The sequence below is a fragment of the Aequorivita xiaoshiensis genome (assembly GCF_022008395.1).
Classification (GTDB): Bacteria; Bacteroidota; Bacteroidia; order Flavobacteriales; family Flavobacteriaceae; genus Aequorivita; species Aequorivita xiaoshiensis.
Genome location: NZ_JAIRBB010000001.1, coordinates 138,571 through 162,876 on the forward strand (window position 1 = coordinate 138,571; position 24,306 = coordinate 162,876).

Genomic DNA, 24,306 nt, shown 5'->3' on the forward strand with positions numbered 1-24,306 from the left:
AAAAACTAATCTACTATCTCCATTTTCTTCAACAAAAATGAAGCATTCATATTTTGACAAATTCCAGGTTTAAAAGTATAATCGAAAAAGAGTTCGTCGTTTTCTATGCGAGCATCGAAGAAGTAATTTTTTACTTCCGACAATTCATCTGCTGCAGCACACAAACTTAAATCGTGGGTTGCTATAATTCCTGTAGAATTACTCGCTACAAGTTTTTCAACAAACTTTCGAGAGCCAATAGCTTTATCAGTACTGTTTGTCCCTTTTAAAATCTCGTCTAAAATGATAAAATAACGGTCGGTTTTAATTTCGTCGACTATAAATTTTAAACGCTTTAACTCACTAAAGAAATACGATTCATCATCTGTTAAACTATCAGTAGTTCGCATACTTGTGATGAGTTTTATTGGATTGTATTCAGCTTTTTCAGCAGAAACAGGCAATCCCATATTTCCCATTACTATTTGTAGCGAAACCGTTCTTAGAAACGTACTTTTCCCTGCCATATTTGCTCCTGTCACAATAAAAAATTCTTCTGAATTTATTAAAATGTCATTTCGAACCATAACCGATTCATCAAGTAATGGATGTCCAGCACCATTTACTTTTAAAACGGGAACCCTATCGTTAATTTCAGGGAAAACATAATGAGGATGATTAAACGCGAAGTTCCCTAAACTGTTATAAGCATCGAAGAAGGTTATAACCTCAAACCAATGTGGAACACTCGCTTTATGTGCATTAATCCACTCTTCAATATGATAACATTGGTGAAGGTTGCGAAGTGTAAATCCATTGATTATCGGACCAAAGAGCATGATATTCCCTTGTTCTAAAACATCCAAATACCTAGAGAATTTTTTCAAGGTGGTTGAAGCTTTTGTGTCGGTCTCAATTACAGAATTACGTTTTTTAGAGAGTATTTCTGAAGTAAATTCTTCATCTTCTATCTCTAAAATCAGTTTATGAAATTGGTCGAAAATGCTTTGTAGCTTGGAGGTACGAGATGATAGTTCATTTATTTTTTTCCCATAAATACCAGTAAGGACAAAACCTAATAAAAACCATCCAGCAGTAACATAACCTGAAAGTAAATCGAGGTAATTTAAAACAAAAAACCCAACAGATACAATAGTGAAAACAAATGAAACTGGTTTAATCCACTTTGGCGCAAATGCTTTATAATCTTTCAACCAACTTGTAACATCGGTTACTGAGGCTTCAGTTTTTACTAGGGAAGCAATACTTGAGAAACGTTGACGCCACTCAGCTTTCTCAGCTATTTCTTGAATAGCTTTTTGCTTTTCAGGAATAGCATCAACCTTGTTTTCGGTGAAAATTTCAGCTAGATAGTCTGAGCCGCTTTCAAGGGCTGTTCTGTTTAAATATTGGAAGAAAGAGCCACGTCCAAAAAGATCGATATCCTGACTGTAAAAATGGTTAGGATTTAAATACCTTTCTCCTGAAGGCAAATGATGAAAAGCTCTATTTAAAACTTCTAATTCCGTTTCATTTTGAGCTATCAATGCTTTTCTTAAGTCTCTTTCATATTGCAGCGCGCTATGCTTAGTAACTAAATAGATGAAAGTGATAATAGCAATAAATATTATAGCAATTATCACTTTTACATTTCCGAAGAAAAAATAAACTCCAAAACACGCTAATAAAAAAACCAGCAATCGAATACTGCTGGAAATAGCGAGTTTGCGTTTTAAGTTTTGCAACTCCTCGGTGTAGATCTTAATCTGTTGCTTATAAAATTCTGATGGTTTGTTCATTATAGGTATTTTAAAACTTACAAGTCTGAATGACCATTAAGGTTTTGTAATTCTGCTTGAAGTTTTTTGGTAAGTCCTTTTACTACTAAATTATATGAATGATCAATTAACTCGATAATTAATTCCTGCGGCAAATTTCCTTCTATTTCCACAGTATTCCAATGTTTTTTGCTCATATGATACCCAGGAACAATTAATCCGTCGTATTCCTCCCGTAATTCAAGAGCAAGTTCTGGGTCGCATTTTAAATTTGCTGTAGTGGGAATTGAATCGATACCTGTAAGTGCAAACATCTTCCCCATAACTTTAAAAACAAGGGCTTTATCGTCGAAAGGAAAAGATTCGGTTACTCCTTTTTTAGAGAGACAGTATTCTCTAAACTCTTCTATATTCATAGGGGGAATTTTAAACCTAGCAGGTGTGGAGTTTTAAATATTTATTTTTCAAGCTTAGGCTTATCTTCCAAAGCATAAAGCGCAGAGTAATCCAATTTCCAGTTAATTGTTTCAACTAGTGTTTCCATAAGTTGAATAGTTTCTAAAGCCTGTTTAGAAGCTTCGTTAAACAAATCGGTTTCAGGGATTTTATCTACTATATGCTTTTTAGCTTCTTGATTAATTTCGGTTAAATCGCTAGCTGTAAAAGGATTTGCCCACCCTTCGCGTTTATCGTAATATTTAAAATCGGTTTCAATAGTAAGTAGTTCAGGCTGTGGGAAATTTGTTAAGATAATGGTCTTTTTATCCGTATCGGCTCTCATTTTCACTTTAGTAAGATCGAATCCAATATGTGCTTTTGCTTCTATTAGGACCAAAGCTTTCTTTTTACCCAATAAAAGGTTCACCCACTTGTCTTTTACATTCTCATAGTAGAATATTTCAGAGAAATCGCCTTCAATTGTGATGAATTTACAAACACTTCGAATTTTCTCCATTAAGATTATTGATTGTGTGTTTACTTTTTCTTGTTTTCGTACACCACTAAAACGCGCAAAAAGGAAGTAAGCTAAAATGGCACCAGCCGCCAAACCTATAAAAAGATATTCCATAAGATTATTTACTTATCTAAAGTTTTAACTAGTACATAGTTTAAAAACAAAATTACAGTTATTAAAGTTAATAGCGATTATTAGCAATAATTATAACCCATTATTTAAATCGCTTAGCGTCATAGCATGACTTTTTCAATTAATAGATTTTGTACAAAACGGGCTTGCTTGGGGAGGCATCGTTGTGAAATGAAGCCATCTGTAAATTGAGCAAATACTCACCGTCTACAATTGAATTTGGAACATATATTAATTCTGTAATCGTACAATCTTTACGTGGGTTTTCTGGATAATTCCAAAATGCTTTATGCGCCAAAAGTTTCCCGTCGTCCATTTCCTGATCTACAGAAGGAAGATCTATTAACAGGTGCTTTACCCCGATTTCTCTAAGATAATGCGCTGCCTTCTCGTGAAGAAACGGCCAATTGGTATTAGACCAATGCTTCATTTTTTTTTCTGAAGTGTTTGGTAAGGTTCTTATTACTATAGCCTCAGGTGTTTTCCTATTTAAGGCCTGCCGAATTGTTTCTTCAAAAATAACTTCATCTTCCCCAACTTCTGTTGTATTTACAGAAATCACTTCAGCTATAAAAAAGAATGTTTTTAAGGCATCGTTTACAGAATAGAATTCTTCTGAAATATGGCCAAAACTTTCAGTATGTGTTCCATGACCATGGGGATTGAAATAAATATTATTAAAATTCACCGAAGCTCCTTCAGAAACTTTTCCTACCCAGTCTTCCATTTGCACAGGTTCTATAGTAGGTTCGGTTAAGTACCAAGCTAGTGGATTTTCTTCATTGGCTTGTATAGGCAGTGAAATATCCAATGGCTTGGAGAGATCAACATTTATAGTTTGATTATTTATTTCAATAGTAGTTTTCATTATTTAAATTTCAAGTTTGCAAAACTCAATTCGGTCAAGGTTTTCTTAAGCTTTGAAATTACACAAAGCCAAAAAAAGAAATCTCACAGAATTTAATCAACTAAAGATACAATTTTTAAAACCTAATTGGTATTGACAATCTGTTTGGATTAAGAGTTTATATCCAAAACAAATCACTTGCAATTCCATCGCTCAAAAACTTCCCTTTTCTTGAAACTTTTAAGCTTTGGTTCTCTAAAACAAGTAGTTGGTTGTGTAAATGATCTTCGGCTTGTTTTAAAAGATATTCAGCAAATTCTTTTCCATATTCACTTTCAACCTTAGGTAAATAAACTCCTTTTTTGGTACGCAAGCCGGTCATTATATATTCATTATACCTATCTTCTTTTGAAAGATTTTCCATTTCAGAAGGGAGAATTTCTTCGGCTATGCTTTTTATGTATTTCGTATTGTTGGCCACATTCCAGCTACGAGATTTTCCGTTATAGCTATGTGCTGAAGGACCAATTCCTAAATAGGGCTTTCCTTCCCAGTAGGCAGTATTGTTTTTAGAGTGAAATCCTTCTCTTCCAAAATTTGAAAACTCGTAATTATCAAATCCTGCCTTTTCTGTTTCATCTACTAAAATTTCGTAATGCTGCTTTGCCACTTCTTCATCTACAGCTGGGATTATTCCCTTATCGATAAACTTTTTTAGGGCAGTTCGCGGTTCTACCGTAAGAGCATAACACGACAAATGTGGCACATTGAGGTTTAGAGCAATATTTAAATTTTCAATCCAACGCTCATTAGACATTCCTGGAATTCCATAAATTAAATCGATACTGATATTCTCAAAATACTTTTGAGCTTCCTTAATGCAATCTAACGCTTCGGTAGCGTTATGGGCGCGGTTCATTAGTTTAAGGTCCTCTTCAAAAAAGGATTGAATACCTATGCTGAGACGGTTAATCCCGAGAGTTTTATAATTCTCAAAAATAGTTCTCGACTGCGCATGAACAGACAGCATATCATCAGGGTTTGCTTCTAAGGTAATTTCTGGGCTTTCAGAAACTTTGTAGTTTTTAGAGATCGTTTCAAAAATCTGCTGCAATTCTTCCGAAGAAAGTAAACTTGGAGTTCCACCACCAAAATAAATAGTTTCTACTATCCCCTGCACTTCATCTTTTCGAAGTATTAATTCTTGACAGAGCGCAGCAATTAGCTCTCCTTTTTTCTTCAAAGAAGTTGAAAAGTGAAAGTCGCAGTAATGGCAGGCTTGTTTACAAAATGGAATATGTATATATATGCCAAAACCGTTATTACTTATTACATCATTTTCTGAAATATTCTCCATATTTTAAAGTGGATTGCGACATTAAAAAGCTCAAAACTTCATAAGTCCTCAAAATTAGTTATTATTTTTACCGCAATAAGCATTCATAACTTTAATTTCAGAACCTCAACTCATTAAAAAACCTAAAATATGTCTCGAATTATTTTATTCATTTTTCTTTTATGTTCTATAGTTTCTTTTGGACAAACAGATGAAAAAATTATTCGAGTAGGCTATACTGGTTCCACTCCTTTTGTAATGCACGACCAAAAAGAAGAGGGAATTGTATTTGATATTTGGAAAGAAATAGCCTATGATCTTCAGCTGAAATACACATTTAAGGAGTTTCCCTCAACCGAAGAGGGTATTGCAGCGACTAAAAACAATGAAGTTGATATTCTAATTGGGCCAACAACCATTAATAAAGAACGAGCTGAAGAAGTATCATTTTCTCAACCGTATTACAATACCGAAATGGCAATTCTAGCACCCATTATTGAACAAACATTTTGGGATAAGGTAAGGCCTATTTTTTCCAAAACTTTTCTTTACGGTGTTCTGGGTTTATTATTGGTGCTTAGCGTAGTTGGATTTTTATTTTGGATAGTAGAAGGCAGAAAGTACAAGGAAGACTACGGGGATAAGTTTTATAAAGGTATTGGTTCTGGGGTATGGTTAGCGATTGTAACTATGACAACTGTTGGGTATGGCGATTATGCACCTCGTACTCCTGCAGGACGATTTGTAATGGGAGCTTGGATGATTATTTCATTGATTTTAGCTACTTCATTTGTTGCGGGAATTGCAACTACCTTATCCCTTACAACTGTTCAGCAAGATAAAACCATAACTAGCATACAGCATTTAGAAGGCAAAAAGGTAGCCGTACCGAATTATAAAAAAATAATGGACAGAGTGAGTAATGTAGATGGTACTCCTATAGCCGTGCATTCCGTTTCTGAAGGATATGAAATGTTGCTAAACAAAAAGGTTGATGCGTTAATTTATGACCAAATTCCTCTAGAATATATCTTTCAACTGAAAGATAAGGATGAGTACATCTTAAGTATGAAGAAAATCGAACCTCAATATTATGGTTTTATATTCCCTATTGAAAGCGATTTAAAAAGAAAAGTAGATCTCGAAATCATCAAACTTCAAGAGAATAAAGAAATTGAAAATATTGTTCAGGATTGGATTTCCAGAAATTGATATTACTGAAGAGTAACCTTCGAGTCTTATAGGAAAACGGGAGTTTTAAATTGAGCTGAAATACTTAGGCACTAATAAAAGCATAGTAAAAGTTACTTCACTGCTACTTTACTCTGTCTTCATTCTGTTTCACAAAAGCAGCCCAATCTGAGTAACTTTTTCCTACTTCAACTCTCCCAGAGTTGTAAAAATGACAAACTGCAGCTGCGAGTCCGTCGGTACTATCTAGATTTTTTGGAAGTTCCTTTAAACCTAAAAGACTTTGAAGCATTTTAGCTACTTGCTCTTTACTAGCATTTCCGTTTCCGGTAATTGCCATTTTTATCTTTTTAGGGGAATACTCGGTAATGGGAATTTGTCTTGAAAGTCCTGCAGCCATTGCTACACCTTGAGCTCTACCTAATTTCAACATAGACTGTACGTTCTTTCCAAAGAAAGGTGCTTCAATAGCAATCTCGTCTGGGTGATGCGTTTCTATAAGTTCGATAGTGCGTTCAAAAATCAATCTTAATTTTACATAGTGGTCGTCGTATTTCTTTAATTGGAGTTCATTAAGTTGAATAAATTCCATTTTTTTACCCACAACCTTTATAAGTCCAAACCCCATAATGGTAGTTCCTGGATCAATTCCTAAAATTATTTTTTCTGTTTGCATTTGTTAGATTCCAAAAATCTTAATCCTAACCTTTATAAGGATGACCTTCTATATTTACCTATATTTAAAATTGAATAAACACGCTTCTTAAAAGAGACAAATAAATTCATTTTGTATTTTAGCCTAATGACTACTGCATCCTACAAAGCTAAACAATATCTGCTTGCTTCAGCAAAAGCTTTGATCTTGGTTATTACCTTTGGATATATTTTTTACAAACTAAAGAACAACCCTACAGTAGATCTCGTTGATTTTATTTCTTTAATTCAGCAGAAAGGAAGCAGCTCGATATATTTTTTAAGCTTATTTCTAAGTTTGACAGCTGCAAACTGGTTTTTTGAAATTTTAAAATGGCAAACTTTAGTTTCAACACTAGAAGAGATGAATTTTAAAACAGCAATGAAACAAAGTCTAGCTTCACTAACAGTTTCATTGGCAACACCTAATAGAGTTGGGGAATACGGTGCTAAAGCTTTGTTTTTTGAAAGGTCAAAAAGAAAAAAAATACTCTTTTTAAACTTCTTGTCAGGAACCGCACAAATGTTGGCAACGGTGATTTTTGGGGTGATTGGTTTATTTTATTTCATTCGGAATTTTAAGATCGACTATTCTATTGTCTCATTTCTGTATTTTGGAATAGGACTTATTACATTTTTATCCATTGCCTATTATTTTAATAAAAAGAAACAGAAAAATAAGGACTTAACTAATTCTAAGGCAATCCGGTTTTTCAAAAAAATCCCGTTTCGTATCAAACTGAAAACTATAGTTTTTTCAATTTTTCGATATGTTATTTTTAGTGGGATGTTTTATTGTTTACTGCTTTTTTTTGGTGCTGACATTGCGTTTATAGAAGCAATATTGCTAATATTTTCTATGTATTTACTAGTTTCTATCCTACCGACACTTTTTATTTTCGATGTTGTTATTCGCGGCGGTGTAGCAGTATGGTTGTTTTCATTTGCTGGAATTTCAGAATTGGTAGTTCTTCCAACAGTACTGGCGATGTGGTTTTTTAATTTTGTGCTGCCTTCACTATTAGGAAGCTTTTATATAGTTACTTATCAACCTGCAACCCGATGATTTGGGGGCTAATAATTTTATTTGTTTGCTATTTCATTTGCATGATAGCCTTGAGAATTGGTTTTAATAAAAATGAAACTTTTTCTACAAAGAAAGGCATTCCAAAAATTGGTTTTAGTGTTATTATTCCATTTAGAAATGAAGCGAAAAGCCTTGTTGACATGCTAAATTCTATAGAAAAGCTCAATTACCCTTCAGCACTTTTTGAAATCATATTTGTAAACGATGCTTCAGAAGATTCTTCCGAAGCGATTATTCAAAAAGTTATACAGGAAAGTGTAATTGATATTAAACTTATTCAAAATAAACGCGTTTCAAATTCCCCTAAAAAAGACGCGATTACGCATGCTATAGCGTCTTCTAAATTTGAATGGATTGTTACTACCGATGCAGATTGTGAGTTACCGAAAAACTGGTTAAAGTCTCTTGATACTTTTATACAAGAAACCAAGCCAGTAATGGTATGCGCACCTGTAAAATACAAATCGGATGGGCAACTTATCCAAGTTTATCAGCAATTAGATGGATTGAGTTTACAAGCTGTTACTATTGGAAGTTTCGGACTTAAAAATCCATTGTTGAGCAACGGAGCTAACCTTGCGTATTCTAAAATTGCTTTTGCCCAAGTAAGTGGATTTTCAGGAAACGACCATGTTGCTAGTGGAGATGATGTATTTTTATTAGAAAAGATGAAAACAGCATTTCCAGAACAAATTCTCTTTTTGAAATCGAAAGCTAGTATCGTAACTACAAAACCTCAACAAACTTGGGAAGGTATAATAAATCAGCGTGTGCGCTGGGCTTCAAAGACTTCTAAACAAGGAAACTTGACCTCAACATTTTTGGGGTTGTTGGTTGTTAGTGTAAATACTTTGATTTTAGCCATTCCGTTTTTAATGGTTTATAACACTGAAGAAATTGATGTTTATCTGATATTAATTTTCTTAAAAATTGCTACAGATTTTCTTGTCATTCACCAAGCAGCGCGGTTTTTCACTGTTAAGAATTCGTTTTGGAAGTTAATTCCGCAAGTATTTATTTATGCATTAGTTACGACTATTGTAGTTATTAAAAGTTTAAAAGGAAGTTACTCTTGGAAGGGACGAGCGTTTTAAAATTAGTTTACTAGTATATAAATTACTCTAGACTGCGCTCGATTAGGACACAGAAGAAGGTCTTTGATTTGGATAATTAAGCAGGAAGTATTGAAAAAACAACAGCGGTTCACCTAAAACCTCTAATTATCGAAAATTTTAAGACAAAATTTAAATTATCAATATATTCTATACCTTAGCATTATTAAAACTTTCAGGTATGAAATCGTGTGCTACAATTTTCATTTTATTTTTTCTCATTTCTACCCCATCACTAATCGCCCAACAAAATTATAATGTTGACGGCCAAACCTACACTTTAAAAACTGAGGTTGAAGGCCCCTTGACTTTACTTTGGAACACTTTCGATGGAAATTACAGGTATTTTTTAAAGCAAAATGTAGAAGTGGTTGAACTGAAAAACACTAAAGTAGATGGTAATTATCAAGAAGAATACAAAGTTGTTTTAGCAGAAAAAACTAAAGGAAGTGGAATAGATACCGAAAGTTTAAAGTTTAACTTGTCAAGCCTCCACAACTATTTTGTGGAATACAATCAAAAAATTGATCCAAATTTTACAGATGAAAAGACGAATACCAATATACAGTTAAGACTTGGAGGTTTTGCCGGAGTTTTAAACAGTGTTTTTACAAATAACATAAACGACGCCCTTCATCCTGTGGTAGGTGTTGATTTTGAAATATTTGAAGAAGTGAAATTAAAAAGACACGCATTAGTCTTCCGATTCAAGCAAACTTTTGAAAGTAGCGATCACAAATACTCAGCTTCTCAACTTTCATTAAATTACCGATTTAAATTTGTAAAAACTTCAAAGTTTGACGCCTTTGTGAATTGTAAACTAGCTTCATTTACTTATTCTACCAAAGAAATAACTTATGTAATAGAAACTAATCCACCAATGATTATAAACGAAACAAATTCTGGAAGCGATTTTAACGCTCCTATTACCTTTGGCATTGGTGCAGACTACAAAGTTGGGAAGAACTATATTACATTTAACTACAACGATATAGTAGGACTAAACGTAGAAAATAACGGAAACTTTCCAATAGACTTTACTGTTGGGTATAAGTTTAGTTTGTAATTAATTTGTCTTAATAATTACAGGTAACGTAAACTGGGTTCGTACGGGAATACCTCTTTTAAAGGCTGGAGCAACAGGACGTAATGAATCGACACTTTCTAATATCCAAGCTTCTAATTTTGGAAATTCGCGTTGAAGTAAAGAGTCCATTTTAATATTTACAATGGTAAGTTCTCCAGCACTACTCACTTGGAAATTAACACGCACCGTATCATAAATATCCCGAGAAGCAATAATTCCTTCGTGGTTTATAGATTTATAAAGCTGCGAGCTTATAGTGTTTATAAAACAGTCTTTTTGCTCCGGCTTCTCCAACTCATTTTCACAGTTAGAGAAAGAAGGATAACGATCGACATCTTTCCAATCTATTGTTTTAATTTCTTCTTTAAATATAGATTCTGAAGAAACCTTTTCAGTCTCAAAAAACTGGCATGAGGCAACCGTTAGAAGAAGAAAAATTAAAAGAAAGCTGTGTTTCATTTGTCTTTACTATTTCTTTTTAAAAGGACAAATAGAACATCCAAATAGACATATTGCTATATTTTATAAATAGATAATGGATGTTCCATTTCATAGAAAATTCAACTTGAAAAGTACAAATTTACTGAAACATAAAGGATTAATTTTTAAAGTAGTTATGGAATGTCTATAAATTAACTTCGCGCTCCTATCAATAGGTATAAAATTGGTAAAAAAACCTGACAGGTCATCGAGACCTGTCAGGTTTATTATGATTGTAAAATTTATTCTAAACTTCAATAACTATAGTAAGAAGGATTGTTGCCTTATGCTAGCCTACTTGCATCTAGTGTTGAGAAGTTCAGTCTGTTTTAAAATGAATTTTCTTTTTCAAGTCACTTACTCTCTGTTTTCCTAGATTACGCATTATACCTTTCTCGCCAAATTGATTTAGGTAATTTTCATAATACTTTAAAACCGTCTTTTTGTCCTTAAAATAATTATCTGCAGCTACAGCTAAATTATATAAAGCCATTTCGTTATTCGGATTATTTGCCAACGCTTTTTTAAGTGCCGCCATCTCGTTTTTATAATCCCCTTTACGTTTATAAATGGTTGCCAACTCCAAATATTCATTAGATAAAGGAGTTTCCAACAATCCGATAGCAATATTCAAATGTCGTTTCGCCTTTTCATATTCTTTCATTGCTCTGTAAAGAAATGCAACTTCGTGATGCCACTTTGGGTTTTGGTCGTCATATTTCTCAAATAAAACACCATATTGTTCTAAAGCCTTTTCAAACTGCATTGTTTTAGTATAAGCCTCGGCTAGATTTTCATGTAAAGAAATATAACTACCTCCATTCGAAGTCAAAATTGAATAGGTGTCAATTGCTTTGTGGTACTCTTTGGTATGAAACTCTTTTAAGGCTCGTAACGTAAGAAACCTAGAACTGTTTTGATCTACTAACAATCCATTCTCAATAAAAGGAACTGCCTCTGCAAATTTTCTATTTTCTACATAATTCCTCGCAATTTTATAGCTAGCATTGATATTCCCTTTATCCATTGAATAAACTTGAAGAAATAAATCAATTGCTGTCGAATCCTTTTGAAACTCTTTCACGAGACCTCTTTCATATATAAAATTTGGGTTGTTTGGAAAACGAGAATTTAAGTTTTGAAGGATACTATCGGCTAGTTTAAAATTTGAAATCTTTACTAACATTTTAGCATATTCAAATTCGGTTATGAGGTTGGAGTTGTTTTTCGTAATTGCCTTTTTAAAATAGCGTTCTGCACTGCTATAGCTTCCTATCTTTTCATAGCAATTAGCGACTTCCGAAAATCGATTTGCTTTGAGAAAGTATGGAATTGCCTTATTGTATTCTCCAATTGTAAAAAGACTGTCTCCTTTTTTTGAAACTGTTAAAGTCGAAACAGATTGCGCCTTGGCTAGAAAAGAAAACGATACTAGTAAAATAAATAGTGCAATTTTCATTGGCTAAAAAGTTTGGTGAAACTTAAGCGGTCTCCAAAATATATTAGGTTTGTGAAAGTTGTAAATTTATTCCACAACATCAAAAACAATAGGCAAGGAATACAAAACGCCAACTTTTTCACCTTTCTGCTCGCCAGGCTTCATTTGTGGCAGTAAATTTACTACACGCATAGCTTCCGCCTCTAATTCTGGATGTTTTGCTCGAGCGCGAACATCAGTTACATTTCCAGTTTTATCAATTTTAAATTGAACAGCAATCCGTTGTCTTCCTGAAATATTCAAATCATTGGCAATACTCGTATTGAAATTCGAATTTATCGATTCTGCTATTTTGGTGGACATACATTTCCTCATGGTTTCATTATCACCAGAACAACCCGGATAGGCCGGCACTTGGTCGATAACGGAATAAGGGACATCTGTACCATTCTCGCCCTTCGTATCGTCTAAATATTCTCTCACCGAAGTATAAACCTTATCACCTGGCTGCGCTTCCGTTGTTAGGAGTTTTAGAGCTTTTTCTTCTTCGGCAGTCATATCACCTTTTTTCATAATGGCCTCGGCAAGTTCATTAATTTTGGTCATAACTTCAGAATCAGATTGAGAAGTAGATTGTATCTCTTCTGGCTTAGGTTCATTGCTACATGATGTGTAAAACAACATGCTAAAGATTATCGGCAACAGCAGTAAATACTTTACCTGCGCTCCTTTTTGTGATTTTGATTTTTGCAACATAATGATTCGTTTTTTGATTAATGACTGCTTGAAAAATGTATTGACAAATGAAATTTGCTCGGTTTGAAATACTTCGGAAAGAAGGTTTTGATAGTATTGTTTTTTGTCTTTATTACGCGTTATTTCAGAATCGGCTATGTACTCGTGAAGCGTAGAGATTCTATTTTGGAACATATAAACCAGTGGATTAAACCAAAAAACGATGCGAAGTAGTTCAAAATACAGCAAATCATAAGAATGTTTTTGCTGAATGTGAACTTTTTCATGTGCAATGATGCTGGCTTTGTTTTCTTCGGAAACAGTTTCTCCTAGATAAATTGTGCTGAAAAATGAAAAAGTAAGATCGGTTTTGGGAAGAAGTATCAATCTCGTTCCTTTAAAGTTCTTCTTTTTTCCTGAAACGCGCAGCTTAGCTATTTTTAAAAGCTTAACGCTGAAAATAAAGGAGGTGAATAAAACGCCTATAAAATAAAGACTACTTAATGTTGACATCCAAAATGTTGCGTCACTCCCCGCTTCCGAAGCAGTGTTTCCAAGAATTACGGCAGTTAATTGAACAACGTACTCCTGCGGAATATTCTCCTGAAGAAAATCCAAACTTACAAAGGGTAAAATAATACTCAAGGTTGGGGTGAGTAATAGATACGCTCTATTCAAATTAAAAAAAGTTTCCTTTTTTAGAAAGAGATCATAAACTGCGAGGAACAGCAGTTGAAAAACGAGTATTTGTAGAATTGTATGTATCATTTTTCGGGTTTTTTTGAATTTATTTCCTTCATAATAGCTTCCATTTCCTGAATACTGAAATCATTTTTCTTCATAAAAAAAGAGACCATGCTTTTAAAAGAGCCTTGAAAATAACCGTCCATCAACTTTTTCAAAGACTGATTGCTGTATTCCGATTTTTTAACTTTTGGAAAGTAAATATGTCCTCGCCCTTCCTTTCGGTAATCGACAAAATCCTTACTCTCCAATATTCTAACAATGGTAGAAACAGTATTATATGCAGGTTTAGGTTCTGGAAGTTCATCGATAATTGATGCAACATTTGCCTCTTTTAAATCCCACAAAATTTGCATTATATCTTCTTCTGCTTTTGTTAACTGTTTCATTAGTAAAGAATATGAGGTTTTTATTATCAATCAAATATAACTAAAAGATTAGTTTAAACTAAGTTTTTAGTTGTTAAAATTTAAAAATAAAAAAACCTGACAGGTTTTCGAGACGTGTCAGGTTTGCTAATTAGGTTATTACAACCAAGTAGTTTTTTCTTCGATAGTAGTTTTCCTAGTTCCTTCTGGCAGTTCATCGTCGAATTTTCCTAAATAGAACAAGCCTAGGCAACGTTCTCCCTCTTCCATAGCTATATGTTGATCCATACTATTTATCACACCTGGAGAAGACCAATACGCTCCTATTTTCATGCTATGAGCAGTAAGCCACATATTTTGAACTGCCATAGCAGTTGCAGCAATTTCTTCCCATTCAGGAATACTCTCTTTTTCGTCACGCTGCATGCAAATAGCGATAACGCAACCTGCTTTCACTGGGTTGTTTAAAAACTTATTATAAGTGAATTCTGAATATTTGGCTGCGGTTTCCTTGTAATATTCTGCCATAAATTTACCGAGAGTAGCTTGAGATTCTCCGTGAAAAACTTTAAATCGCCATGGTTCAGTTCGTCTATGCGTAGGGGCCCAATTGGCAGCTTCCAAAATTGAAAGAATTTCCTCTTTTGTTATAGGTTGGGAATTGTACTGTGCAGGAAAAACTGCACGCCGATTTTTAATTATTTCTGATATCATTTATTATTTTTTGTGAAGGAAGATAACTAATGCCAAGTTGATAAAAAAATTTAGAATTTAATAAATTCAGTTTCTAATTTTTGCGCTTTTTCTTACCCTGCATTTTGGATCCTACTTTAGACATTGCACATCTAAACCCAATATCATCTCTAGACATATATTCTGGTAAGTATCTACGTTGTGCTGGGTCTAACCAATATTCTCGATCTCTCCATGAACCACCCTTGTAAACACGAGTTTGATTATCTATCAAAGTTCTCCTGTTGTTGTCTTTATCATATTCTGTATACACAGTTCCAGTACTATCAATTAGAATATAGTGTCTTGGGGAATTATACATTGGACGTTGTGAGGATTCATCCTGAATTCTCTTAATTCTAGACAAAGAGTCACCATCTTTAAAATCTCGGTAATCACTCTGTGAAAAATTAAGGCGAAGATGAGTTTCCTCAATTCCAACAGGAACTTCAACCAATTCCCCTGGAAAATGCTTTGGAACCAAAACCCCATTAGGAAGCGTATCATATACAATAGAGTCTAATGGAATAACATTGTAAGTTCCATCTGCATTTCTAGATGGTTTTGTAAAAACATTCCCTCTGTAGTAATTAAAATCATTGTAATCTTTTTCAATAATTGGCCTATAAACATCAGCAACCCACTCCGAAACATTTCCAGCCATATCGTATAGTCCAAAATCATTGGCTGGGTAACTTTTTACGGGAGCAGTAATATCTGCATTATCATCACTCCAACCTGCAATTCCGCCATAATCACCTTGTCCTTGTTTAAAATTTGCCAGTTGATCTGCTTTATTCTTTCGTTTCCCTGAACGGGTATAACTACCATTCCAAGGATATTTTTTTCTACCTTTAAATGAATTGTATTCTCGAATGCCAACTAAACCTAAAGCTGCGTATTCCCATTCTGCTTCTGTAGGAAGTCTGTACGTTGGAAGCAATAAACCATCTTTGCGTTGTACAAATAACTGAGTACGCTCTGCACCCACTAAGGTACTATCATTACGAAGCTCTAATAATGCTTTAGATTTTTTACCTCCGTGAAGAATAGAATCATTTCCACCGTAGGTTAAGGTAGGCGCTGCAAAATAAGTTTCCGTATCAAAAGTTTCATCTCCCTTTATATGCAAACGCGCATCTTTAGGTATCATTCCAGCTTCTTCGAGTAATAGTTCATTAACTCTATTGGTTCGCCATTTACAGAAATTAACTGCTTGCAACCAATTCACCCCCACTACTGGATATTCAGAATAAGCTGGATGACGCAAATAGTTGTAAACCATATCTTCAATAAAACCAAGTGGATTTCGCCATACCATAGTATCGGGAACAGCGCTAGGGTAGATATTTTTATAAAGTTCGATACTCGGAGGGAAAACACGCTTTGTCCAATCCAAATATTCTAAATACATTAAGTTGGTAACTTCGGTTTCGTCCATGTAGAAAGACATCACGTGATGTTGAGTGGGTGTATTATTCCAATCGCCCATTGGATCGTCTTGTACTCGCCCCATTGTAAAAGTACCTCCTTCAATAAAAACTAGGCCTGGACCTGTTTCTTGCACATTTACTTTTCCCTTATAATTCTTTGAAAAGACTCCTTTACCACCTATCATTTTCCAACCTGTGGCACGCGATCTATTTTTATAATCAGTATCAGTTGAACAGGAAACCAGTAAAGCCAAAAGAAAAACAAGTAACAATCGATACATTAGAATATTTGTTTTGTTAATGTGTGTAAGTGAATTTCTATAATCTTGGGGAACTACAATTTACATATTCGGCTTTAATTTGACAAGTTATATAAAGGGGTAATAAAAAAACTATTGACTTCAAATATCTCTATAATTCAAAATAAATTTTTCACTTGAAACCGTAGAAAGCCAATAAACCGAAAATGAAAGAGTATCTCTTTAAAATACAAATCATAAAGAGTATATTTGCACTTTAGAATGAATCTAAATATCTCCAAATAATTATGAGCATTTCAAAACAAAACATCCTTAAAGCTTTAGAGACAATAACAGTTTCTGGCGAAGGAAAAAATATGGTGGATAGCGGAGCTGTTCAGAATGTACTAACGTTTGCCGACGAAGTTGTAGTAGATTTAAAACTAACTACGCCGGCTTTACATATAAAGAAACGTGCAGAAGCAGATGTAATTAAAACCATTCACGAAAAAGTGGATGCTAATGCAAAAGTACAAGTTAACATAAAGGTTGAAGCACCTCAGAAACCTCAAAACCCTAATCTTATTAAGGGGAAACCTATTAAGGGAATCCAAAATATTGTTGCTGTAGCCTCCGGAAAAGGAGGAGTAGGTAAATCTACTGTAACTGCAAATCTAGCTGTTACTCTTTCAAAAATGGGATTCAAAGTAGGTATTCTAGATGCTGATATTTACGGGCCTTCTATTCCAATTATGTTTGACGTGGCAATGGAAAAACCACTATCTGTAAATGTTGAGGGTAAAAGTAAAATGAAGCCCGTTGAAAATTACGGAATAAAAATTCTTTCTATTGGCTTTTTCACGCAACCAGATCAAGCAGTAATTTGGCGTGGACCAATGGCTGCAAAAGCATTAAATCAGCTTATTTTTGATGCCGATTGGGGTGAATTAGACTTTATGTTATTAGACCTACCTCCAGGAACTGGTGATATTCATTTAAGTATTATGCAATCGCTACCTATCACAGGTGCTGTTGTGGTAAGCACACCTCAAAACGTAGCATTAGCAGATGCTCGTAAAGGTGTTGCTATGTTTAGACAAGAAAATATCGACGTACCAGTATTGGGTATTGTTGAAAACATGGCATATTTTACACCTGCCGAACTTCCAAACAATAAATACTATATATTTGGAAAAGAAGGTGCTAAACATCTTGCTGAAGATTTAAATGTTCCTTTCTTAGGTGAAGTTCCATTGGTTCAAAGTATTCGTGAAGCAGGAGATGTTGGAAGACCAGCAGCACTACAATCGGCTACACCAATAGAAGAAGCATTTGAAGCAATAACTCGTAATGTAGTAGAAGAAACAGTTCGCAGAAACGAAAACCTTCCTCCTACTGTAGCTATAAAGATTACAACAATGGCAGGTTGCAGCGCCGTAAAAAAATAATATGACAACGCAAGAATTAACTACAAAAGTACAAGAGGCATTGGACGAGATTCGACCATTTTTGCAAAACGACGGTGGTGATATATCACTGATTTCGATTGAAGATGATAAGGTGGTAAAAGTCCAATTACTGGGTGCTTGCGTAGGGTGTTCGGTTAACCAAATGACCTTAAAAAGTGGCGTAGAAATGACAATCAAAAAATATGCGCCTCAAATTGAGAAAGTCATAAACATATCTTAAGATTGACAATAGTCATTTATTAAACATTTTTTCCGAACTAATTTTGAAACAAAATTTAAGAGCACCTCTTTCATGATAAAAACTGATATTCTTATAATTGGCGCAGGACCTACTGGCCTTTTTACCGTATTTGAAGCAGGATTACTTAAACTGAAATGTCACCTTATAGATGCACTTCCACAACCAGGTGGGCAGTGTGCTGAGATATATCCTAAAAAACCTATCTACGACATTCCTGGATTTCCAGAAGTCTTAGCAGGAGATTTAGTGGATAATCTAATGAAACAAATTGAACCTTTTCAACCCGGCTTTACTCTTGGAGAAAGAGCTGATAAACTTGAAAAGTTAGACGATGGCACTTTTATAGTTACTACTAATAAAGGCACAAAACACCACGCTCCTATAGTTGCAATTGCAGGAGGGTTAGGAAGTTTTGAGCCACGAAAACCGGCTATTTCTAATCTTGCAGATTTCGAAGATAAAGGTGTAGAGTACATCATTCGTAACCCTGAATTATACCGCGATAAAAATGTGGTTATTTCAGGAGGAGGTGACTCTGCTTTGGACTGGAGTATTTTTCTAACAAATGTTGCAAAAAGCGTAACCTTAATTCATAGAAGAAATGAATTTAGAGGAGCTTTAGACAGTGTTGAGAAAGTTCAAGAACTAAAAAACATCGGAAAAATAGAATTAATCACCCCAGCTGAAGTAGTAGGCTTAGTTGGAAATGACAAACTTGAAGAAGTTGTAATTAAACGTGGTGATGAGGTTTTCAACAGAGAATGCGACCATTTTATTCCTCTTTTCGGATTAGCACCTAAATTAGGACCGCTTTCAGATTGGGGACTCGAAATTGAAAAGAACGCAATTAAAGTTGATAATTCTTTAGACTATCAAACCAATATCCCTGGCGTTTACGCTATTGGCGACATCAATACTTACCCTGGAAAACTGAAATTAATACTTTGTGGTTTTCACGAAGCAACACTAATGTGTCAAAGTGCTTACCAAAGAATTTTTCCAGATAAGCGCTATGTAATGAAGTACACTACAGTTGGTGGAGTACAAGGTTTTGATGGCAGTAAGAAAGAAGCTCCAAAAGCCGTAATTAAAGCATTCGACTAATCTTCAAAATTTTTATCTGTGCAGTTCTATTATTCTAAGCAGATAAGTCTGATTTATCTTTATGAAAGACATTAAAATTAAAATAACAGACCGCGAAGGAACAACTCACGTAGTTGATGCTCCTACCGATATGAATATGAATGTTATGGAAGTAGTTCGTTCGTACGAGCTAGCTCCTGAAGGGACAATTGGTGTTTGTGGAGGAATGGCAATGTGTGCGTCTTGCCAGTGCTACGTAATGAGCGATCACGAACTACCAGAAATGAGTTATGATGAAGACCTTATGCTTGCAGAGGCCTTTAACGTGAAAGATAATAGCCGTCTTGGATGTCAAATATTTATCAATGAAGAGCTCGACGGTTTAGAAATAGAATTAGCTCCTGAAGTTTAACCAGCTATTCTGTTTTATAGTCAATAAGTTTTTGAGGTCCTTCTAGCAGTAACTTCTTAACTTTTAAGGTTCCATCGGCTGTGGTTGAAATTTGCCATTTGATAAGTGAAATTTCGCCATTTTCTATCTCTAAGCCTGTTATACTTCGAGGATGAACACAACTTCCATCGTTAAACAGTGCTATATCTCCAGGCTCTGGAAAGCGCGGCCTATGGGTATGACCCATAATTGTAAAGATGTTTTTATTCTCTACGATCCATCGTTTGGTGCGTCTTTCTACTTTAATTAATTCTTTATAGTTTTTGGCGGGACTAGTAGGATCGCCTATTCCAAAAACTTGAAGTTGCCGCCATAGCACTCTAACCATAAACCTATTGATTTTCCAACCCACATAGTTCATCCAATCGGTTTGATGCCCGTGAACCATAAAAATCTCTTGTTTGGTAGTTTCGTGTTCTAGAATTAAGCCTTCTGTAAATTTAATACCAGGGAATAATGGAGCGTCTTTTCCCGTAATTTTATCAAAATAGGTAAAGAGGTTTTTCTCTACATAACTTTCATTTTTATAAACCATATCGTGGTTTCCATACAGCCTATAAAGCCTCCCTTCATTATAGAAAAGCTTCATTAATTCATACACGTTTTGATGTGCTTCGAAAATATCTTTAAAAGAAATATTCTCCCAAAGTTCATCCCCATCACCTAACTCGCAATAAGTAAATCCGTTTTTGTAATAATTTTGAAGTGCGTGAAAGTAGATATTTCGGTTGTTTGCAAACTCATCGGCAAAACTATTATCGCCGCGATGGCAATCACTAAAAATTATAAATTTTGAATCATCATTGAATGTAACCCGTCGGGCGGTGTTATAGGCACGGTACATTCGAGATTTTGACGACATACTGTAAATGTTTTTTTAAAGATACAATTAGTATGTGAAAGGTGTGAAAAATAAAAAAGCTTCCCAAAAATTGGAAAGCTTTTTAATAAATTTACCATTAGTTTAAAATTAAATTTTCCCCATGTATCGGACAATAATTCCATTTACCTGAATAGAGTTTATCGTCATTTGGACATCTTTTCTCTAACAATAAGCTACTTAATGGTAACTCAATTGTTTTGTTAAACTCAGAAAGTGTAATTTCCAAATTTTTACTATCTAAAGGATTTATAGGTAGAACTTCGTTTCCTCGTATACTTTTAAATAGTATAAAATGAATATTACTTCCCATTTGCCCCAACATGTTGGCAATCATTGGTTGCATAATCATTATAAAATTTGAAAAATCTGACGAGATTTCTTCTTCTGAAGCAACCATTAAATTCTCACCTCTATAATGAATAGTCAGATTATCAATAACATCTTCCCTAGAATAGTATGTAACTCCACCAAAATGTCCTATTTCACCCTGTGTAACGGCGAATAGTTCAAAATTTTGAAACATTTTAAGCAACTCCTTATAGTCTTCTTCACTAACCGTTGAATCTTGAGCATATGAAACACCCCAAAACTCTCTAGGAAGCCACCAAACAAACTCCAACATTTTAGGGTTATCACTGAAGTATTGAGTTTCAGTTAAAAAAGCATCTAAACTTACATTTTCAAAGGGTTTCTTTTGAGCAAATGCTTGAATTCCAAAAAAAATTAAAATTCCAAAGGCAATATTTCTCATCTATTTAAAAGCATTTAAGCCTGTAATATCTAGACCTGTAATCAATAAATGAATATCGTGGGTTCCTTCGTAAGTAATTACACTTTCAAGGTTCATTGAGTGACGCATTATACTGTATTCACCAGTAATACCCATTCCCCCAAGCATCTGTCTAGCTTCGCGAGCGATATTGATAGCCATATCCACATTATTACGCTTTGCCATAGAAATTTGTGCACTTGTTGCTGTTCCAGCATCACGCATTACCCCTACTCTCCAAGCTAATAATTGAGCTTTTGTAATTTCGGTAATCATTTCGGCAAGTTTTTTCTGCTGAAGTTGGAATTGCCCAATTGGCTTCCCAAATTGCATTCTTTCTTTTGAATAACGTAAGGCAGTGTCATAGCAATCCATTGCAGCTCCAATTGCACCCCAAGCAATACCGTAACGCGCAGAATCAAGACAGCCAAGTGGCGCACCTAAACCTGATTTATTTGGAAGTAAATTTTCTTTTGGAACTTTTACATTATCAAAAATAAGCTCACCTGTTGCTGAAGCACGAAGCGACCATTTATTATGTGTTTCTGGAGTTGAAAAACCTTCCATTCCACGCTCAACGATTAAACCGTGAATACGACCTTCTTCGTTTTTAGCCCAAACAACTGCAACCTGAGCAAATGGAGCGTTACTAATCCACATTTTTGCACCATTTAAAAGATAGTGGTCCCCCATATCTTTAAAGTTGGTAGTCATTCCACCTGGATTACTTCCGTGATCTGGTTCAGTTAAACCAAAACATCCCATCCACTCACCTGATGCAAGTTTTGGCAAGTATTTTTTACGTTGTTCTTCAGTACCATATTTGTATATTGGATACATAACTAATGAAGATTGTACAGATGCTGTACTACGAACACCACTATCGCCGCGTTCAATTTCTTGCATTATTAATCCATAAGAAATTTGGTCTAGGCCGGCACCACCGTACTCTTCAGGTATATAAGGCCCAAAAGCCCCAATTTCGGCAAGTCCACCGATAATTTGTTTAGGAAACTCTGCTTTTTGAGCGTATTCCTCTATAATTGGAGATACATCACGCTTAACCCACTCGCGAGCAGCTTGACGCACTAGTTTATGTTCATCTGAAAGTAATTCGTCTAGATTGTAATAATCTGGAGCTTCGAATAAATCTGGTTTCATGTATTTATAAATTTAAAGGAATACAAATTTAGAAATCAGAACCATATAGACCTACATTTTCAGGTAAAATTCATTAACTAAGCTAATGTATTCTTCAGTATACTTGTGTCGTGAAGTTTCTATGGTAAGATTTTCAATTTTCGGTGTCGATTTTTCAAAAGAAAACGCTATCAAACTCCTTTTTTCTTGAGAAGTTTCATTTCCCTTTACTCGACAAATTCGCTTTGCGAAAAGATTCTCTTGTTCTGCTAGCTTTAAAAAACCTTCTTCCTCTTTTCGAGGAATAACAACAGCAAAAATTCCTTCTTCTGAAAGTAATTGTGAAGCACTAAAAATTAGTTCATCAAATGGAAGTGAATCGTTGAATCGTGCAAGGTCACGCGATTCGTCGGATGTTTTATAGTCTTCAGAATAAAATGGCGGGTTGGAAACAATAAGATCGTATTTATCTTCTATTTCCTCTATAAACTCTCCTAAGGAAGCGTGGTAGCAAAATAGTCTATCGCCCCAAGGTGAATTTTCAAAATTATCAACGCATTGTTCGTAGGCGTTGTCATCTACTTCTAGAGCATCAATCATTTCGGCATCAGAACGCTGGGCAAGCTGCAAAGCTATAACTCCTGTACCTGCACCAATATCTAAAATTGAAAATGGATTGTTTTCAATTGAAACCCAAGCTCCAAGCAAAACTCCGTCTGTACCTATTTGCATGGCACATCGATCTTGCTCTATCGTAAATTGTTTGAATTGAAAAGGCTTGTTCATTTAATTCTGAATTTTTAATTCTGAATTCAGAATTATAAATACATTTCAATTAGTCCTTCAGGAACATCTAGCAGGATAGTTTTATTTTCTCGATCTACATTTTTTATAAAATGATCGATCATAGGAATTAATATCTCTGTTCCTTCGCGGTCTATTTCAAATAATGCCTGCGAAGTTGTATCGTTTACTCCAGTAATTTCACCGATTTTCCCAAAAGACTCATCTTCTGCGGTGAAACCTATAATCTCGTGGTAGTAGAATTTATTTCCTGTTAACTCTGGTAAAAATTCCAAAGGCAGGTATAGATGAGCACCAATTAAAGCGTTGGCTTCCTCTTCGTTAGTAACATCTTCAAAACGCACACGCAATAATTCGCTTTTGTGCAGTGAACTTTCTTCAATAAAAAATGGAATCAGGTTTTTGCGTTGTTCCACAAAAACCGATTCCATTTCGGTAAAGAGTTCAGGTTCGTCCGTATCTAATTTTACGAGTAACTCACCCTTAAAGCTGTATTTCTTAACGATTTTGCCCAAGTAGAAGCAATCCTCCTTTTGCATCGTTATAAAAATTAAGCTTCTTTGTTGTCTTCTGTTTCAGTTTCAGCAGTTGCTTCAGCCTCTTCAGTAGCCTCTTCTTCAGGAGCAGCAGCAGCGGCAGCTTCAGCAGCACGCTTATCACTAACAGCCTTTTCAGCAGCAAGTTTTTCAGCTTTCGCTTTTTCTTGAGCTTCAGTAAGAGTTGCTTTTTTCTTGTCGATAGACTCTCTTTTAGATTCCAACCACTCGTTGAATTTAGCTTCAGCTTGCTCTTCAGTTAAAGCACCTTTACGAACACCACCAGCAAGGTGATTTTTCATTAAAGCCCCTTTGTAAGAAAGAATAGCACGAGCCGTATCTGTAGGTTGAGCTCCGTTTTGAAGCCATTTTACAGCTAGGTCCACATTAAGGTCAATCTGTGCTGGGTTGGTTGTTGGATTGTAAGAACCTATTTTTTCTAGGTATTTACCATCTCTTTTGCTACGGCTGTCTGCCGCAATAATCCAGAAATAAGGTTTCCCTTTCTTTCCGCGTCTTTGTAGTCTTATTTTTACTGACATTTTAAAAAATTATTTTTTGGGG

At 34.8% G+C, this 24,306-nt stretch carries 26 protein-coding genes; 8 read left to right on the forward strand and 18 right to left on the reverse strand.

What is annotated here, in order from left to right; genetic code table 11:
* Window positions 1-5: 5 nt before the first annotated feature.
* From K8344_RS00605 to hemW, 5 genes are all read right to left on the reverse strand, one after another.
* On the reverse strand, window positions 6-1,778 hold the full coding sequence (locus K8344_RS00605; RefSeq protein WP_237606328.1) for a MutS-related protein: 1,773 nt from the start codon (window positions 1,776-1,778) through the stop codon (window positions 6-8).
* 17 nt (window positions 1,779-1,795) lie between these two features.
* A complete protein-coding gene (locus K8344_RS00610) occupies window positions 1,796-2,173 on the reverse strand; it encodes an MmcQ/YjbR family DNA-binding protein (RefSeq protein WP_237606329.1) in 378 nt (125 codons plus the stop codon).
* A gap of 41 nt (window positions 2,174-2,214) precedes the next feature.
* The gene (locus K8344_RS00615; protein ID WP_165149048.1) at window positions 2,215-2,826 is read right to left on the reverse strand and encodes a DUF4230 domain-containing protein; all 612 of its coding nucleotides are present in this window, start codon (window positions 2,824-2,826) and stop codon (window positions 2,215-2,217) included.
* Window positions 2,827-2,965: 139 nt separating this feature from the next.
* Window positions 2,966-3,712 carry a cyclase family protein gene (locus tag K8344_RS00620; protein ID WP_237606330.1) on the reverse strand — a complete coding sequence of 249 codons (747 nt, stop codon included), beginning with the start codon at window positions 3,710-3,712 and terminating at the stop codon, window positions 2,966-2,968.
* Window positions 3,713-3,869: 157 nt separating this feature from the next.
* Window positions 3,870-5,048, reverse strand: a complete 1,179-nt coding sequence (gene hemW, locus K8344_RS00625; RefSeq protein ID WP_237606332.1) for a radical SAM family heme chaperone HemW — start codon at window positions 5,046-5,048, stop codon at window positions 3,870-3,872.
* Between the two features lie 129 nt (window positions 5,049-5,177).
* Between hemW and K8344_RS00630 the strand changes: the two genes are divergently transcribed.
* On the forward strand, window positions 5,178-6,239 hold the full coding sequence (locus K8344_RS00630) for a transporter substrate-binding domain-containing protein (protein ID WP_237606333.1): 1,062 nt from the start codon (window positions 5,178-5,180) through the stop codon (window positions 6,237-6,239).
* Between the two features lie 103 nt (window positions 6,240-6,342).
* On the opposite strand, the gene ruvC is transcribed toward K8344_RS00630, so the two are convergent.
* Window positions 6,343-6,894, reverse strand: coding sequence for a crossover junction endodeoxyribonuclease RuvC (gene ruvC, locus K8344_RS00635; protein ID WP_237606334.1), 552 nt, complete (start codon window positions 6,892-6,894; stop codon window positions 6,343-6,345).
* 126 nt (window positions 6,895-7,020) lie between these two features.
* On the opposite strand from ruvC, the gene K8344_RS00640 reads away from it, so the two are divergent.
* The 3 genes from K8344_RS00640 to K8344_RS00650 all read left to right on the forward strand — a co-directional run bounded on the left by K8344_RS00640 (window position 7,021) and on the right by K8344_RS00650 (window position 10,176).
* Complete coding sequence (locus tag K8344_RS00640; RefSeq protein WP_237606335.1) at window positions 7,021-7,977, forward strand: lysylphosphatidylglycerol synthase domain-containing protein; 957 nt, start codon at window positions 7,021-7,023, stop codon at window positions 7,975-7,977.
* Window positions 7,978-8,018: 41 nt separating this feature from the next.
* On the forward strand, window positions 8,019-9,092 hold the full coding sequence (locus K8344_RS00645) for a glycosyltransferase family 2 protein (RefSeq protein WP_237606336.1): 1,074 nt from the start codon (window positions 8,019-8,021) through the stop codon (window positions 9,090-9,092).
* A gap of 199 nt (window positions 9,093-9,291) precedes the next feature.
* A complete protein-coding gene (locus K8344_RS00650; protein ID WP_237606337.1) occupies window positions 9,292-10,176 on the forward strand; it encodes a hypothetical protein in 885 nt (294 codons plus the stop codon).
* Here the strand turns inward: K8344_RS00650 and K8344_RS00655 are convergent, their stop codons facing one another.
* The 6 genes from K8344_RS00655 to gldJ all read right to left on the reverse strand — a co-directional run bounded on the left by K8344_RS00655 (window position 10,177) and on the right by gldJ (window position 16,429).
* Window positions 10,177-10,656: a hypothetical protein gene (locus K8344_RS00655; RefSeq protein ID WP_237606338.1), complete on the reverse strand. Its 480-nt coding sequence runs from the start codon at window positions 10,654-10,656 to the stop codon at window positions 10,177-10,179.
* A gap of 340 nt (window positions 10,657-10,996) precedes the next feature.
* Window positions 10,997-12,136 (reverse strand): tetratricopeptide repeat protein, encoded by a 1,140-nt coding sequence (locus K8344_RS00660; RefSeq protein WP_237606339.1) that lies wholly within the window; start codon window positions 12,134-12,136, stop codon window positions 10,997-10,999.
* 66 nt (window positions 12,137-12,202) lie between these two features.
* Window positions 12,203-13,618 (reverse strand): M56 family metallopeptidase, encoded by a 1,416-nt coding sequence (locus K8344_RS00665; protein ID WP_237606340.1) that lies wholly within the window; start codon window positions 13,616-13,618, stop codon window positions 12,203-12,205.
* A complete protein-coding gene (locus tag K8344_RS00670) occupies window positions 13,615-13,983 on the reverse strand; it encodes a BlaI/MecI/CopY family transcriptional regulator (protein WP_237606341.1) in 369 nt (122 codons plus the stop codon). The genes K8344_RS00665 and K8344_RS00670 overlap by 4 nt, the downstream gene beginning before the upstream one ends.
* A 138-nt stretch (window positions 13,984-14,121) precedes the next feature.
* Window positions 14,122-14,676: a nitroreductase family protein gene (locus K8344_RS00675; protein ID WP_237606343.1), complete on the reverse strand. Its 555-nt coding sequence runs from the start codon at window positions 14,674-14,676 to the stop codon at window positions 14,122-14,124.
* Window positions 14,677-14,749: 73 nt separating this feature from the next.
* On the reverse strand, window positions 14,750-16,429 hold the full coding sequence (gldJ, locus tag K8344_RS00680) for a gliding motility lipoprotein GldJ (protein ID WP_338144581.1): 1,680 nt from the start codon (window positions 16,427-16,429) through the stop codon (window positions 14,750-14,752).
* A 245-nt stretch (window positions 16,430-16,674) separates the two neighbouring features.
* Between gldJ and K8344_RS00685 the strand changes: the two genes are divergently transcribed.
* The 4 genes from K8344_RS00685 to K8344_RS00700 all read left to right on the forward strand — a co-directional run bounded on the left by K8344_RS00685 (window position 16,675) and on the right by K8344_RS00700 (window position 19,571).
* Window positions 16,675-17,814: an Mrp/NBP35 family ATP-binding protein gene (locus tag K8344_RS00685; protein WP_237606347.1), complete on the forward strand. Its 1,140-nt coding sequence runs from the start codon at window positions 16,675-16,677 to the stop codon at window positions 17,812-17,814.
* Between the two features lies 1 nt (window position 17,815).
* The gene (locus tag K8344_RS00690) at window positions 17,816-18,055 is read left to right on the forward strand and encodes a NifU family protein (RefSeq protein ID WP_139853859.1); all 240 of its coding nucleotides are present in this window, start codon (window positions 17,816-17,818) and stop codon (window positions 18,053-18,055) included.
* A gap of 72 nt (window positions 18,056-18,127) precedes the next feature.
* Window positions 18,128-19,180: an NAD(P)/FAD-dependent oxidoreductase gene (locus tag K8344_RS00695; protein ID WP_185099080.1), complete on the forward strand. Its 1,053-nt coding sequence runs from the start codon at window positions 18,128-18,130 to the stop codon at window positions 19,178-19,180.
* Window positions 19,181-19,241: 61 nt separating this feature from the next.
* Window positions 19,242-19,571, forward strand: a complete 330-nt coding sequence (locus tag K8344_RS00700) for a 2Fe-2S iron-sulfur cluster-binding family protein (RefSeq protein ID WP_237606348.1) — start codon at window positions 19,242-19,244, stop codon at window positions 19,569-19,571.
* A gap of 4 nt (window positions 19,572-19,575) precedes the next feature.
* On the opposite strand, the gene K8344_RS00705 is transcribed toward K8344_RS00700, so the two are convergent.
* The 6 genes from K8344_RS00705 to K8344_RS00730 all read right to left on the reverse strand — a co-directional run bounded on the left by K8344_RS00705 (window position 19,576) and on the right by K8344_RS00730 (window position 24,284).
* Complete coding sequence (locus K8344_RS00705; protein ID WP_237606349.1) at window positions 19,576-20,472, reverse strand: metallophosphoesterase; 897 nt, start codon at window positions 20,470-20,472, stop codon at window positions 19,576-19,578.
* Window positions 20,473-20,569: 97 nt separating this feature from the next.
* Complete coding sequence (locus K8344_RS00710) at window positions 20,570-21,244, reverse strand: hypothetical protein (RefSeq protein WP_139853863.1); 675 nt, start codon at window positions 21,242-21,244, stop codon at window positions 20,570-20,572.
* The gene (locus tag K8344_RS00715) at window positions 21,245-22,423 is read right to left on the reverse strand and encodes an acyl-CoA dehydrogenase family protein (protein WP_237606350.1); all 1,179 of its coding nucleotides are present in this window, start codon (window positions 22,421-22,423) and stop codon (window positions 21,245-21,247) included.
* A gap of 51 nt (window positions 22,424-22,474) precedes the next feature.
* Window positions 22,475-23,188 (reverse strand): tRNA1(Val) (adenine(37)-N6)-methyltransferase, encoded by a 714-nt coding sequence (locus K8344_RS00720; protein WP_139853865.1) that lies wholly within the window; start codon window positions 23,186-23,188, stop codon window positions 22,475-22,477.
* Between the two features lie 32 nt (window positions 23,189-23,220).
* On the reverse strand, window positions 23,221-23,745 hold the full coding sequence (gene rimM, locus K8344_RS00725; protein WP_165149007.1) for a ribosome maturation factor RimM: 525 nt from the start codon (window positions 23,743-23,745) through the stop codon (window positions 23,221-23,223).
* A gap of 11 nt (window positions 23,746-23,756) precedes the next feature.
* Window positions 23,757-24,284, reverse strand: coding sequence for a 30S ribosomal protein S16 (locus K8344_RS00730; RefSeq protein WP_165149004.1), 528 nt, complete (start codon window positions 24,282-24,284; stop codon window positions 23,757-23,759).
* Window positions 24,285-24,306: the final 22 nt, after the last annotated feature.

Excerpts from the sequence above, each read along its gene's own strand:
- K8344_RS00720 (WP_139853865.1), bottom strand. The coding sequence starts at position 23,188 with ATGAACAAGCCTTTTCAATTCAAACAATTTACGATAGAGCAAGATCGA.
- K8344_RS00710 (WP_139853863.1), bottom strand. The coding sequence starts at position 21,244 with ATGAGAAATATTGCCTTTGGAATTTTAATTTTTTTTGGAATTCAAGCA.
- K8344_RS00730 (WP_165149004.1), bottom strand. The coding sequence starts at position 24,284 with ATGTCAGTAAAAATAAGACTACAAAGACGCGGAAAGAAAGGGAAACCT.
- K8344_RS00675 (WP_237606343.1), bottom strand. The coding sequence starts at position 14,676 with ATGATATCAGAAATAATTAAAAATCGGCGTGCAGTTTTTCCTGCACAG.
- K8344_RS00665 (WP_237606340.1), bottom strand. The coding sequence starts at position 13,618 with ATGATACATACAATTCTACAAATACTCGTTTTTCAACTGCTGTTCCTC.
- K8344_RS00695 (WP_185099080.1), top strand. The coding sequence starts at position 18,128 with ATGATAAAAACTGATATTCTTATAATTGGCGCAGGACCTACTGGCCTT.
- K8344_RS00640 (WP_237606335.1), top strand. The coding sequence starts at position 7,021 with ATGACTACTGCATCCTACAAAGCTAAACAATATCTGCTTGCTTCAGCA.
- K8344_RS00620 (WP_237606330.1), bottom strand. The coding sequence starts at position 3,712 with ATGAAAACTACTATTGAAATAAATAATCAAACTATAAATGTTGATCTC.
- K8344_RS00685 (WP_237606347.1), top strand. The coding sequence starts at position 16,675 with ATGAGCATTTCAAAACAAAACATCCTTAAAGCTTTAGAGACAATAACA.
- K8344_RS00605 (WP_237606328.1), bottom strand. The coding sequence starts at position 1,778 with ATGAACAAACCATCAGAATTTTATAAGCAACAGATTAAGATCTACACC.
- rimM (WP_165149007.1), bottom strand. The coding sequence starts at position 23,745 with ATGCAAAAGGAGGATTGCTTCTACTTGGGCAAAATCGTTAAGAAATAC.
- hemW (WP_237606332.1), bottom strand. The coding sequence starts at position 5,048 with ATGGAGAATATTTCAGAAAATGATGTAATAAGTAATAACGGTTTTGGC.
- K8344_RS00630 (WP_237606333.1), top strand. The coding sequence starts at position 5,178 with ATGTCTCGAATTATTTTATTCATTTTTCTTTTATGTTCTATAGTTTCT.
- K8344_RS00610 (WP_237606329.1), bottom strand. The coding sequence starts at position 2,173 with ATGAATATAGAAGAGTTTAGAGAATACTGTCTCTCTAAAAAAGGAGTA.
- K8344_RS00615 (WP_165149048.1), bottom strand. The coding sequence starts at position 2,826 with ATGGAATATCTTTTTATAGGTTTGGCGGCTGGTGCCATTTTAGCTTAC.
- K8344_RS00660 (WP_237606339.1), bottom strand. The coding sequence starts at position 12,136 with ATGAAAATTGCACTATTTATTTTACTAGTATCGTTTTCTTTTCTAGCC.
- K8344_RS00715 (WP_237606350.1), bottom strand. The coding sequence starts at position 22,423 with ATGAAACCAGATTTATTCGAAGCTCCAGATTATTACAATCTAGACGAA.
- K8344_RS00645 (WP_237606336.1), top strand. The coding sequence starts at position 8,019 with ATGATAGCCTTGAGAATTGGTTTTAATAAAAATGAAACTTTTTCTACA.
- K8344_RS00700 (WP_237606348.1), top strand. The coding sequence starts at position 19,242 with ATGAAAGACATTAAAATTAAAATAACAGACCGCGAAGGAACAACTCAC.
- K8344_RS00655 (WP_237606338.1), bottom strand. The coding sequence starts at position 10,656 with ATGAAACACAGCTTTCTTTTAATTTTTCTTCTTCTAACGGTTGCCTCA.
- ruvC (WP_237606334.1), bottom strand. The coding sequence starts at position 6,894 with ATGCAAACAGAAAAAATAATTTTAGGAATTGATCCAGGAACTACCATT.
- K8344_RS00690 (WP_139853859.1), top strand. The coding sequence starts at position 17,816 with ATGACAACGCAAGAATTAACTACAAAAGTACAAGAGGCATTGGACGAG.
- K8344_RS00705 (WP_237606349.1), bottom strand. The coding sequence starts at position 20,472 with ATGTCGTCAAAATCTCGAATGTACCGTGCCTATAACACCGCCCGACGG.
- K8344_RS00650 (WP_237606337.1), top strand. The coding sequence starts at position 9,292 with ATGAAATCGTGTGCTACAATTTTCATTTTATTTTTTCTCATTTCTACC.
- K8344_RS00670 (WP_237606341.1), bottom strand. The coding sequence starts at position 13,983 with ATGAAACAGTTAACAAAAGCAGAAGAAGATATAATGCAAATTTTGTGG.